We start from the raw sequence: 13,003 nt of genomic DNA on the forward strand, positions 1-13,003 counted from the left end.
ACCCCCTAGGGCGTGAATCGCAGCGTGGCAATTCAAAGACTGAAACGCTTACGTAATTGTTGGCTGTAGCCTTGCCACTGGATCAGCACCTCTTGCTGCAATGATGTAGAAAGCCCCATCCACTCTGCCATTGCCTCATCGAAACTGTTCAACGTATTGGGTGCGCCCCACTCCGGGGAAGACAGGCGTTGCTGGCAAAATAGTTTCCAGCGCGCCTGTTCTTCTGGATCCAAGGTGTCCGGGAAGTTGCGCGCACGATATCGAAACAATAATTCCGACAGTCGTTCATCGTCAAAAGGCCAATGCCCCTGCGCCAATTGAGCCGGATCCGCCATGCGAACTTGCTCACATAAACGACGATCTCGATCCCCCAGAAATCCCGAATATAACTGCTGCTCGGGATCTTCGCTGGCGGTGAAATCTTCCGGCCCATAAATAGCCTGGAGTTTGCCCTGCCAGACGTGTTGTGCGTCAGTTAGCCGCAGCGCCCGCTCCTGAACGCCCGCCATGTCCAGCTGCAGCCGTAGTTGGTCCTCGGCACGCAAGACAGCCAGCGGTGCAACCACCGGGCACTTGTTGATGTGAATAAGTTTGAGGGGCACCGGCAGCTCACCGTCGAGCAGCTCTTCGCGGCGGGTGTACAACCGTTGACGCAGGATCTGCGCATCATGATCCAGCAAGCCCTGGGGATCCAAGTGCAAGTCGCAGACGATCAGGGCGTTGCGGTTCTTCGGATGCCAGGCCAGCGGCAGCACCACGCCGATGTAGTTTCGCGCCGCCGAGAAACGCCCGGAGATGTGCACCATCGGCTGCAACAGGCGTATCTGGTCCAGCACCTTCTGTTTGCTGCGCAACTGGAACAACCAGTCATAGAGCCGGGGTTGTTTCTCGCGGATCAACCGGGCCAGGGCAATCGTCGCGCGTACATCCGACAACGCATCATGGGCCTGGCCATGGTCGATGCCGTTGGCCGCGGTCAGGCGTTCGAGCTTGAGGGTGACGCGGCCATCCTCTTGTGGCCAGACAATGCCCTCGGGGCGCAAGGCATAGGCGGCGCGCACCAGGTCGATCAAGTCCCAGCGGCTGTTGCCGCCTTGCCATTCCCGGGCATAGGGGTCGAAAAAATTCCGATACAGGCTGTAGCGGGTCATTTCATCATCGAAGCGCAAGGTGTTGTAGCCCGCGCCACAGGTCCCGGGCGCTGCCAACTGCGCGTGGACTCGGGTCATGAAATCGGCTTCGCTCAAGCCTTTTTCCGCCAGTTGCGCCGGCGTAATGCCGGTGATCGCACAGGCGGCCGGATGCGGCAGGATGTCATCGCTCGGCCGGCAGTAGAGGTTCACCGGCGCGTCGATTTCGTTGAGCTCGAAATCGGTACGGATCCCCGCCACTTGCAAGGGGCGGTCGCACCGCGGATTGATGCCGGTGGTCTCGTAGTCGTACCAGAAGATGGAAGTCACGGTAGGTTCCTGAGCTGAAGACTGGCGAAGTCTAGGCGTTCGAACCCGACAGCCGCCACCGTTTCCGCCAGCGATCCTGTTGCAGCGCATGAAATGACACAAACAGTTGTATCGTGCGCCCGCACGAAGACTGCTAGCATCTGGGCCGAGATCGAACGTTCGAACGGCCCATCACAGGTTGCCCATGCTCGAGACACCAGCACTGCAAAGGAACGCGCCGCTGCCGCCACCACTGGACACGCGCTACCAGGTCGAAACGCCCGAAGGCATCGACCTGCCACTGCGCCCGGCGGGGCTGATGCCCCGTGCGCTGGCCTTCGCCATCGACCTGGGCATACGCGGGCTGGTGCTGGGGTTGCTGTTTTTCGTCCTGGCGTTTTTCGGCGAACTGGGCATCGGCCTGGGATCGATCCTGCTGTTCGTCATCAGCTGGTGGTACATGGTGCTGTTCGAACTGTTCAACCAGGGCCGCTCGCCGGGCAAGCAAATGATGGGATTGCGCGTGGTGCAGGACGACGGCAGGCCGATCGGCTGGTCCGCCTCGTTGATCCGCAACCTGCTGCGTTTCGTCGACATGCTGCCCTTTGGCTACGCCTTTGGCGCGATCAGTTGCCTGCAACATCCAACCTTCAAACGCCTCGGCGACCTGGCGGCCGGCACGTTGGTGGTCTATCGCGAGCAACCGGTCAAGCGCCCCGAATTGCCATCGGCCCGGGCGTTGCGTTCGCCTTTGCCCTGGGCCTGGCCGAACAGCGCGCCGTGCTGGGTTTTGCCGAACGCCAGGGCGAACTTTCCGAAGCACGGGTCACTGAACTGGCAACGATCCTGGCCGTCCCGCTGAAGGTGCACCCCACCGGCGCCGTGGCTGAACTGAATGGCATCGCCCGCGGCCTGCTGGGGCCGACATGAAGCAAAGCCTTTTCGAAAGTCGCCACCATGGGGAATGGGAACACCTGTCCCGCCTGCTCGACCAGTTGGAGCGCAACAGCAACGTTGCCCAGAGCAGCGATTTCCCCCACGTCTATCGACGGCTTTGCCATCATCTGGCGCTGGCCCAGGCGCGAGGCTACAGCAGCTTGCTGGTGGACACCTTGCAACAACTGGCGCTGCGCGGCCACCAACAGCTCTACCGCGACCGCAGTCGGCCAACGGCGAGCTTGTCGGCGTTCATCCTTGCAGGCTTCCCGCGCCTGGTCCGCGAACAATGGCGATTCGTACTCGCGGCCGGCCTGATGTTCCTGGGCAGCCTGGCCGCCATCGGACTGTTGGTCTACCTGTTTCCGGAGCTGGTCTACAGCCTGCTGGGCGTCGAGGAGATCAGCCAGATCCGTAGCATGTACGACCCGGCGGCCGGGCATCTGGGGCGTTCGATCGAGCGGGCCGCCAGCGAAGACTGGGTCATGTTCGGCTATTACATCATGCACAACATCGGCATCGCTTTTCAGACCTTCGCCAGCGGCTTGCTGTTTGGCCTGGGCAGCGCGTTCTTCCTGTTCTTCAACGGCCTGACCATTGGCGCGGTGGCCGGGCACCTGACCCAGATCGGCTCGGGCGGGACGTTCTGGTCATTCGTGATCGGCCACGGCGCCTTCGAACTCACCGCCATTACCCTGGCCGGCGCCGCAGGCCTGCAACTGGGCTGGTCACTCATCGCGCCGGGACGCCTCACCCGGGGCGAAGCCTTGCGACTCGCCGCCGGCAAAAGCGTGCTGATGATCGGCGGCGTGATCCTCTTCCTGCTCATCGCCGCGTTCATCGAAGCCTATTGGTCCTCCAGCGCAGTGACCACCGCCACCAAGTACACCGTCGGTACGCTGTTGTGGCTGTTGGTGCTGGGCTACCTGCTGTTTGCCGGGCGAGGCCAGCATGCGCCTGAGTGACGTCACCGTAACCATCCGACCGCGCACCACGTGGGAAGCCATGGACCTCGGTGTCCTGATGGCACAGCAGCATCGACGGCTGATGATGACCAGTTGGGCCATCGTCACACTGCCGGTGTATGCGTTGCTGAGCCTGCTGCTGTGGGATTCACCGTCCCTGGTAGTGTTTCTGTTCTGGTGGCTGAAACCAGCGTTTGACCGCCTGCCCCTGTACATCGTGTCCAAGGCGTTGTTTGGCGAGACCCCCACCTTGAAACAGGCCTTGCGCCAATGGCCGGCGCTGCTCAAGCCGCAGCTGCTGGCGAGCCTGACCTGGCGCCGGCTGAGCCTGAGCCGAAGCTTCCTGATGCCCGTCGTGCAACTCGAAGGGCTCGCCGGGGAAGCACGGGAACAACGCTTGCGCGTATTGCTGCAACGCAACGGCGGCGCGGCGCAGTGGTTGACCATCATTGGCGTGCATCTGGAAACGGCCTTGTGGTTTGGCCTGATGGCCCTGTTCTATCTATTCGTGCCGCAACAAGTCGAACTGGAATGGGATTGGCAAACCCTGGTCGCCGTCGCCGAGCACGACTGGCTGTGGCTCGAACACCTGCTCAATTTCCTCTATCCGCTGTTGTTGATTATCTGGGAGCCGATCTACGTCGCCTGCGGCTTCAGCCTCTACTTGAATCGACGCACGATTCTCGAAGCCTGGGACATCGAACTGGTGTTCCGCCGCCTGCGCCAGCGCCTGAGTGCGGTCGCCCCCCTGCTGCTGCTGGCGGCGGTGATGCTGCTGCCGCTGGTGCCACCCGCCTGGGCCGCCGAAGATGGCACTGCACCGGACAGCCCTCGCCTGCTCAACCAACCCGTCACCAGCCAAGCCTCTCGCGAAAGCATCAAGGCCATCCTCGACGCCCCGCCCTTCAAGAACCCGGAAACCGTGACGCGCTATCGCTTTGGCGAAGAAGCCCCGGAGCCGGCCGAGACCGACGAAGCCCCGGGTTGGCTCAAATCGATGTTCAACTGGGGTGCCAAACGCTTCGAAACCATCGCTGCGCTGATCCAGGTATTGCTCTGGGCCGCCCTGGTGGGTGCGGTCGCCTGGCTGGCCTGGCGTTATCGGGAAAGGCTCAACGCCCTGGTGAACCGCCGGCCGGCGAAGGGCCAGGTGATGGAGCGGCCGACGCCAGCACGGATGTTCGGCCTGGATATCCGCGAAGAAAGCCTGCCGGACGATGTCGCGTCCAGCGCCGAACAATTGTGGTCCAGCGCTCCCCGAGAGGCGTTGGGCCTGCTCTATCGGGCCCTGCTCAGCCGCTTGCACCATGGGTTCGGCATCCCATTGAAACCGTCCGACACCGAAGGCCAGGTGCTGCACCGTGTAGAGCAACTCCAGCAGGAACAGCTGTTGGCCTTCAGCAAAAACCTGACCCTGCACTGGCAGAACATTGCCTACGGACACCGTCCACCACCGGCCCATCTGCAACAGGAACTGTGCGACGGCTGGCGTGGCTTGTTCGGTCCGGGAGCTTCCCAATGAACCGGCGCGCGGGATGGCTGGTCGGCGCCGTGGTTGCCGCACTGGGTGGCGTGTTGGCGATCTTCCTGCACATGAAAGCCGTGCCGTATCAAGAGGTCATCGAGCACGGCCCGGCCCCTGAAGCACAGGCCAATCCTTACCTGGCCGCCGAACATTATTTGCGCCAGCAAGGCATCAAGGTCGAGCACGCCAACAGCCTGGACGTCCTGCCGACGCTGGAGCCTCGCCAACGTACCCTGTTGCTGTTGGGTGAGCGAAGCAACATGACGCCACGGAGCGTCGACCAAGTGATGAACTGGACCCGCGCCGCGCGGCCGACTGCTGTTTGTCGCCGAAGCCTTGTGGGACGACAGCACAAACAGCAGCGGTGACCTGCTGCTGGACCGCGTGCGGCTGCGCCAACTGCTGAGCAAGGACCTCAAGGCACCGGAGCCGGAGCTGATCAAGGATCCTTATCCCGAGTTGACCAAACTGTACCTGGAAGACGAAGAGGCGCCGGCCTACCTCGGCTTCGACACGGACTTCCACCTCGAAGACCCGCTGAACCTCGCCCAGGCGTGGGCCAACAGCGAGGCCGCGACCCATCTGATGCAACTGAACTACGGCCAGGGCACCATCACCGTGCTCACCGATGCCGAGCTGTGGAAAAACGATCACATCGACCAGTATGACAATGCCTGGCTGCTCTGGTACCTGAGCGCCGACACGGACGTGACGCTGCTGTTCAACACCGACCACGACAACCTGCTGACCCTGCTGTTGCGCTACTTTCCCCAAGCCATCGTGGCACTGCTGGCCTTGATCGCCCTTTGGCTCTGGCGCTCGGCGGTGCGTCATGGTCCGCTGCAACAACCCGCGCCCAAGGCCCGACGCCAATTGCAGGAACACCTGCAAGCCAGCGCCGCCTTCCAGCTACGCCATAACGGCCAGCAGCACCTGCTGCACAGCCTGCAGCAAGACGTACTGCGCCGGGCCCGTCAGCTTCATCCCGGTTTCGAACAACTGGTCGTCGCCGAACAATGGCAAGTGCTTGCCCGCCTGACCCGGCAGCCTACACGCGCCATCAGCCAGGCCCTCAGCCCTCGACCGAAACAACGCCTGTCCAGCGCCGAGTTCTGCCGCCAGGTCGCCCTTTTGCAAACCCTCAGGAATGCCTTATGACTGAACAGAACGAACCCTCAGACAGCCAGGCCCACGCCGCCCAGCAACGCCAGCGCGCCAGCCAACTGGCCCAGGCGATCCGCACCGAACTGCACAAGGCCGTGGTCGGCCAGGTCGCGGTGATCGACGATGTGCTCACGGCGCTGATCGCCGGCGGTCATGTCCTGCTCGAAGGCGTGCCGGGGCTGGGCAAGACGCTGCTGGTGCGCGCCCTGGCCCGCTGTTTTGGCGGGGAGTTCGCGCGGATCCAGTTCACCCCCGACCTGATGCCCAGCGACGTCACCGGCCACGCGGTGTACGACTTGCAGACCGAGCAGTTCAAGCTGCGCAAGGGCCCGGTGTTCACCAACCTGTTGTTGGCCGACGAGATCAACCGCGCGCCGGCCAAGACCCAGGCGGCGCTGCTCGAAGCCATGCAGGAGCGCCAGGTCACCCTCGAGGGTCGCGCGTTGCCGATCGCCCAGCCGTTCATGGTGCTCGCCACCCAGAACCCGATCGAACAGGAAGGCACCTACCCGCTGCCGGAGGCCGAGCTCGACCGTTTCATGCTCAAGGTGCGCATGGACTACCCCGACGCCGATCAAGAACTGAATATGGTGCGCCAGGTCAGCCGCTCGACCCGCGCCGACATGCTCGATGTGCAACCATTGCGCACGGTGTTGCAGGCCAAGGACGTGCAAGCGCTGCAACGCATAGCCAGCGACCTGCCGATGGACGACCAGGTGCTCGATTATGCCGTGCGCCTGGCCCGCGCCACTCGTACCTGGCCAGGCCTGACGATCGGCGCCGGGCCCCGCGCCTCGATCGCGCTGGTGCGTTGCGCCCGCGCCCGGGCATTGTTGCGCGGCGGCGAGTTCGTGGTGCCGGACGACATCAAGGGCTGCGCCCTGGCCGTGCTGCGCCATCGCGTGCGGCTGGCGCCGGAGCTGGATATCGAAGGGCTTTCGGTGGATCAGGTGCTGGGGCAGTTGCTCGATCAAGTGTCGGCGCCACGGTTGTGAGCAAAAAATCCCTGATGCTGGTGCTCATCGTGGCGAGGGGATTTAGCGAAACGTCGCACCGCCCCGCTGGGCTGCGCAGCAGCCCCCTGGTTTTGCCTGACACACCGCAAGGGGCCGCTGCGCGGCCAGCGGGGATAAATCCCCTCGCCACACTGGGTTGTCACCCTACCATTGAGTTGCAGCCATGAAGCCTTCTCGCCTGCTGTTGATCTGGCTCGCGATCCTGCTGGCCGTCGGCATTGCCCTGGGCGCCCTGCGAGCGCTGGGCATCGCCGTGCCCTCGACTTTGCTGTCGATCCACTGGGGTTTGCTACTTGCGCTGTTGGCCCTGTCGGTTCTCGACGCCGTGCGCGTCCGCCGCCTGCCCTCGCCCCGCGTCCAACGGCAACTGCCCGGCAGCCTGGCACTCGGTCGCTGGAGCGAAGTACGCCTGGAAATCAGCCACGACCTGGCCCAACCATTGGAGATCCAGCTCTTCGATCATGTGCCCGATGGCCTGGACTTCGAACACCTCCCTCTTTCAGCGGACCTACAACCCGGCCAGCTCACCCAACTCGGCTACCGCGTTCGCCCGCTCAAGCGCGGCCACTTCAGCTTCGAACACTGCGAAATCAACCTCCCGAGCCCAATGGGCCTGTGGACCGCCAAGCGCCTGCTCCCCGCCGCCGACGACACCCGCGTCTACCCGGACTTCGCCCGGCTCTACGATGGTCAACTGCTGGCCGTGGACAACTGGCTCAGCCAGCTCGGGATTCGTCAACGCCAACGACGCGGCCAGGGCCAGGAATTCCACCAATTGCGCGAGTTCCGCGAAGGCGACAGCCTGCGCCAGATCGACTGGAAAGCCACCGCCCGCCATCGCACGCCGATTGCCCGGGAATACGAAGACGAACGCGACCAGCAGATCATCTTCATGCTCGACTGCGGTCGACGCATGCGCAGCCAGGATGACGAGCTGGCGCATTTCGACCACGCCCTCAACGCCTGCCTGCTGCTCAGCTACACCGCGCTGCGCCAAGGCGATGCCGTGGGCCTGAGCACCTTCGCCAGCGAACAGCCGCGCTACCTCGCCCCGGTCAAAGGCACCGGCCAACTCAACGTATTGCTCAACACCGTCTACGACCTCGACAGCAGCCAACACCCCGCCGACTACCCCGCCGCCGTCACGCAACTGCTGGCCCGGCAAAAACGCCGCGCCCTGGTGGTGCTGGTGACCAACCTGCGGGATGAGGACGATGAAGAACTGCTGGTCGCCGTAAAACGCCTGGGCCAGCGGCATCGGGTGCTGGTGGCGAGCCTGCGCGAAGAAGCCCTCGACCGCTTGCGCCAGGCGCCAGTGCAAGCCCTGCCCGAGGCGCTGGCTTATTGCGGGACGGTGGAATATTTGAATGCGCGGGCCGCGTTGCATGAGCGACTGAGCGCCCATGGGATAACGCTGCTGCAAGCTCGGCCCGGGGAGTTGGGGGCCGAGCTGGTGACGTTGTATCTGGGGTGGAAGAAGGCGGGGGATTTGTAGGGGTGAGGCCTAGGGTTTCACCTCTGTAGAAATCTCCCGCACGGGCAGATCTGGGCAGCGTAACTCCACCATGAATGTTCCGTAATTCGATTCCTTGGTCGATATGGACCAAATCAAGGGGGTCGTCATCGTCACCGGTTGTGGTTGGAACAATGGCGGAGCGAATTCCACATTAGGATTTCCTAACGACGCCCCCAAAGCAACAGTGGTCGTGCCGATCAGGCTGCTGCCCTCCTTGACTCTCAACTCCCAGGTATAATCGGTTCCATCCACCAGGTGCAGGTCCCTATAAGCCAGCTCAAACTCCTCGCCATTCAAGTAGAACGTGAATTCCTCCAGCCAGCTATTTTCATCCCGGATAATCCCAGGCAAAGGTGGCGACTTTGGCATTTCGCTGATCAAAGGCATGTCGAACTGCAACGCAAAAGCATGGTCTGGCGTGTAGTCGGGGTCGGTCGTCAGCGTCCAACTCAAGGAAGTAGTCCCTTCCTCCATCGCAACAAGCTGGCCCAGCGGCGGGTCGACGACCACCCCCTGCGCCTCTTCGCCCGGCTTATATTCAAGAAGAAGCTGGGCATCTGGGTCACCGATCAACCAGCTGTCTCTGTAATCCAGCTTCAACGTGTAAACCTTTCCTGCGAAGACCCTCAACCTAACGTCGGACCACCCTGCGGGACTACCTGTGAAGTTAGGTTTGAAGTCCTGTTGCCAAGTCAACTCATTAGGCAGCAGTTCAAACTCCAGAAGTTTGACCTCCCATCCAGCATACCCACCCCGCACGGTAGCCCCCAAAAGCCCTCGTCTCACCCCAGGCAACCTGAACTCCACATGTGCCTGCCCTTCACCATCCGTACTCGTTGGAGCAAGCGTGAGGGTGGGGTAATCCCACATCACCTCGACGCCCTGCAAAGGCTCGCCAGTCAAGGCCGACACAACGGTAACGACCGCTGAAACCTGCTCCCCCAGATGACCACTTGGCTTGGGGCTGGTGAGTGACGCGATTTCCCGCGGCTCGTTCAAGGCGTACGACAACTCCACTGTTTTTGAATATTCCTTTTCGCCCACCGTCGCTGTCAGTCGAGCCTCGCCCGGCGTGGCAGGAACAAAGCGCACGCTCGCCACCCCGTAATAGTTGGTCACCGAGGTCACTTCGCCAAGATCAGGGCTGCGCCAAGTCACGGTCCACCCTTGCATTGGCTTACCAGTGATTGCCGAAAGCAATTTGACCTCGGTGTAAAGCTCACTTCCCCAATCCAGGATCCGGTGGGTACTGCTGCTCAAGACAAGGTTCAGCACCTGTGCGCCCTCTCCAACGGACATCGCATTGGCCGGGGAGAGGTTCGCCAGTCTCGTTGCCGATAAACGCAAGGCAAAACTGCCGTCTTTGATGTCGTTCACCTTAAAGGTGTAACTCAAACCCTCCCGAGTCAGTTTTTTCGGCACGCCAAGCGCGGGCGGCGAAAAGCCCAGGCCCAACGCAACGGGCCCGGTACCGGTCAGCCCCAGTGTCACCTCATGATCGAGCAAGGGGCTTGTTTCCGGGGCTTGCAACTTCAAGTGGTGGGTGCCATTGCGACGGGGAAAATACGTCTTTTCGCCCCAACGCTGCGGCGGCTGCTCGTCAAATTGAACGGTCAGTCCCGACCAGGGATCATCAGCCAGTGGGGTGACCTGCAGGGCACGCTTATCCTCGAAGCCGTCATAAGGGCTGAGGACCGATGCCGTCACTTCAAGCGCATCACTGTTGGACGGTGCCAGCGCAAATCCACACCAGCCCGTGGCATCGGTGATTTCCTCTTCCGCACCTCCCCCTGCCGTCCAATTCACAGGCACCTGATCGACAGCGAGGTCGGTGAAATGAGAAAAAACCTGCACCCATAGCCACGCAGAATCCTGGCCAACCACAGGATCGATTGGTGTATCACGCCAGTCTTCAATCCGGACTTTGTTGTGCGCCAGTTTCATCGGCTTGGCGGTCGAGACGAAGTCCAACTGTGGCATCGTCCACGCCAAGGCAAACTGTCCCGATTGCTCGCTGGCGGTAAAGTCGAGCATCCAGATCACGCCGCCGTCAGTGACGGGTTGCGCAACGGCCAAGGCGGGTTCAACGGTTGCATCCAAGTCTGCGGCAGGCGTTCCGGACCAAACCAGCCTCGACTCCAGCCCCACCAACGGACTCAATGCGTTGGGCAAGACACTGAAACGGTGCCGTGCGCCCAAGCAGGGAAACAGCGACTGCTCATCCAGCTCCGCGACGACCTGATCAAGCCTCAGATTGACTTCTTCCGCCAGGTCCTCCGACACCAATCGTCCAGACAATTCCCTGGCGACAGTGACACTTTCAAGACGTAGCTCCAGCTCGAACAGGCTGCTGATACTGCTTGAAGCGCTTGACGCCAAGCTCCACTCCGCACCACCTCCCAGCAGCGGCTTGGCAATGCCAAGATCACTCGGCACCAACCCGATATCCGGTTCGGCCCCGCGCCAATGCAAGCTGATATTTTTACCAATCCAACTGCTGCCATCATTCGGCACGACTTTCAGCGGATGGGTTTGACCACGCTCGACAAAGCAAACCGAGGGTATTGCGTTGGACTTCCACCCCATCCAGGAAGATCTTGACTTCGTTCTTCCAGGGGCTGGTCGCAATGGCCTTCACGTTGAATACGTGTTCCACCGCGATGGCATCGGCATGGGCCTTGACGTTGACAGTAATGGTTTTGTCCCCGGCACTGCTCGGCTGATAAAGCACGCTCGCCCACCCATCATTCCCCGTGGGACCGGCGAAGATCAGTCCTTCCTCAGACCGCCATTCCACCAACGCATTGACGACCGGGTCCCCATCACCGGCGATGACGACGTGCACCACCTGCACCCTTAGCAACACGCTTTCGTTTTCGTCCACGATCGGAAACTTGTTGGCCTCTCGCACGTCGCCGATCCTGACCAGGTTGCGAGCCAGTGACATGGCTTTTTTCGGCGAAGGGCGCAACAGCTTCGAGCAGACCAGGTCCAGGTCGAACCGACCGTCCAGATCGTCCGCACTTGTCAGGGTCCAGGTGAGTCCGGTGCCGGTCACCGGGACCCCGAAGTCAAGCGCCGGGGAAACCGTCACCCCCAGTTGTTCCGGAGAATCGCCGCTCCAACGCAGTGACAGTTTCGTCTCCAGCAGCGGACTGTCCGATGGCAGCCTCAACTCCAGAGCGTAATCCGAACCTCGATTAGGATATCCGGTTTTCTCCTCCCACCGTGCCTGCGCCCCCTCGACGACCGCCATCACGTCTTTCCAGGGGTCTGTTTCAAGAACCCGGACCTCCAGGATTTGCGACACGACACCTGCCGCGTAATAGAGGCTTTCGACTGACGCCTCTATCTGGAACTGACCGGCCAGGGACGGCTCATAGTCGAGATAAGCCCAACCCTGGACGTCGGTAGTGGCCACCTTTTTTACCCGCCCATCCGTGACCGTCCACGTAACCGTACGCCCGCTCATAGGCTGGTTGGTGTAATACGAGGCGACCTGAACCCCCACGCGCACACTCTGTTCGTACTCCAGCACCGGGTAATAGGCCGCTTCATGCACCTGGAGAAAGTTGAGCCGATGATGCCCGAGCGAAACCTGCAGGGGATAGGGTTCTGCGGTGTACTGGTTAACCAAATTCATGGAAAACACATAATCCTCATCGCCGATCAACGGGCATTCGAGTAACCAAGGTGATTCCACTGGTTGATCCACGCCCCAATCCGGCGTCGTGACAATCGCCTCCAATGGATTATCGACAATGGTCAACGCCGCCTTTGTGCCCAGCCAGACACTGTCGGGCTCAGCCACGAACTCGAGTCGATGCGCCAAGGCACCCTCTGTCCCAAGGCATACATATAAAGGGTCCGTTGGCCCGATGGATTGTTCGTCGAGCAGGAGCCCTTCCATCGCGGCAGGCTCCAAGTGCAACTGAAGCCTGATGCGCGTGATACGAAGCTTGGAAAACTCGTCTCCAGGGTCGTTTTGAGGGCTGAGTACGGTGACCTTCAGCGTGTCCCTATCAGTAAAGAGTAGCTCCAGCGGGATTTCACACTCCGTCGGGTTGAACTCCAATGGCCCCTCTTTCTTCAGCCTTGCCTGTTCTTCCGGCGTACCGCGCAATTTGGTTGGCAACAACTCAATCGGCTGTTTTCCTGCTTGTCCTTCGACTTCCAGCAACACCTCGCCCGCTCGGGTATGCCACAACTCATACAGGAAAGAGATCACATAGCGGGCTTTATCACTCGGCGTCTTCGGAGCACTTATTGTCTGGTTGACAGAAGCGCCATGGCTGGCCGCCAGAAGACGAATGTAAACGCCGTTGTACATGTCGGATTCGGTACCGAGCGCGCTCCCACGTCTGTTCCATCCCTTCAAGCCGTCCTCGAATTCACCATTTATCACCAAGCTCTCATCTGCCTTGATCACGCTACCCATGGCC

Annotated in this window: 7 protein-coding genes and 2 pseudogenes; 6 read left to right on the forward strand and 3 right to left on the reverse strand. The window is 61.4% G+C overall.

Annotated elements, in window-relative coordinates; all coding sequences use genetic code 11:
* Positions 1-32: 32 nt before the first annotated feature.
* A complete protein-coding gene (sbcB, locus tag AB4N42_RS25855) occupies positions 33-1,460 on the reverse strand; it encodes an exodeoxyribonuclease I (RefSeq protein ID WP_198797903.1) in 1,428 nt (475 codons plus the stop codon).
* 184 nt (positions 1,461-1,644) lie between these two features.
* Between sbcB and AB4N42_RS25860 the strand changes: the two are divergent.
* The 6 genes and pseudogenes from AB4N42_RS25860 to AB4N42_RS25885 all read left to right on the forward strand — a co-directional run bounded on the left by AB4N42_RS25860 (position 1,645) and on the right by AB4N42_RS25885 (position 8,540).
* A pseudogene (locus AB4N42_RS25860) lies at positions 1,645-2,369 on the forward strand (RDD family protein).
* Positions 2,366-3,340, forward strand: a complete 975-nt coding sequence (locus AB4N42_RS25865; RefSeq protein WP_217861367.1) for a stage II sporulation protein M — start codon at positions 2,366-2,368, stop codon at positions 3,338-3,340. Before AB4N42_RS25860 ends, AB4N42_RS25865 begins: the two are co-directional and overlap by 4 nt.
* A complete protein-coding gene (locus AB4N42_RS25870; protein ID WP_431146004.1) occupies positions 3,327-4,862 on the forward strand; it encodes a DUF4129 domain-containing protein in 1,536 nt (511 codons plus the stop codon). Before AB4N42_RS25865 ends, AB4N42_RS25870 begins: the two co-directional genes overlap by 14 nt.
* Positions 4,859-6,023 (forward strand): annotated as a pseudogene (locus tag AB4N42_RS25875) (DUF4350 domain-containing protein). The gene AB4N42_RS25870 and the pseudogene AB4N42_RS25875 overlap by 4 nt, the downstream one beginning before the upstream one ends.
* Complete coding sequence (locus tag AB4N42_RS25880) at positions 6,020-7,024, forward strand: AAA family ATPase (RefSeq protein ID WP_030140831.1); 1,005 nt, start codon at positions 6,020-6,022, stop codon at positions 7,022-7,024. Before AB4N42_RS25875 ends, AB4N42_RS25880 begins: the two are co-directional and overlap by 4 nt.
* 184 nt (positions 7,025-7,208) lie before the next feature.
* A complete protein-coding gene (locus tag AB4N42_RS25885; RefSeq protein ID WP_460115532.1) occupies positions 7,209-8,540 on the forward strand; it encodes a DUF58 domain-containing protein in 1,332 nt (443 codons plus the stop codon).
* Between the two features lie 9 nt (positions 8,541-8,549).
* Here AB4N42_RS25885 and AB4N42_RS25890 read toward each other — a convergent pair whose 3' ends face one another.
* Positions 8,550-11,147: a hypothetical protein gene (locus AB4N42_RS25890; protein ID WP_460115533.1), complete on the reverse strand. Its 2,598-nt coding sequence runs from the start codon at positions 11,145-11,147 to the stop codon at positions 8,550-8,552.
* Positions 11,065-12,999, reverse strand: a complete 1,935-nt coding sequence (locus AB4N42_RS25895; RefSeq protein WP_460115534.1) for a hypothetical protein — start codon at positions 12,997-12,999, stop codon at positions 11,065-11,067. Before AB4N42_RS25895 ends, AB4N42_RS25890 begins: the two co-directional genes overlap by 83 nt.
* Positions 13,000-13,003: the final 4 nt, after the last annotated feature.

The organism is Pseudomonas sp. H2_D02, assembly GCF_054677635.1.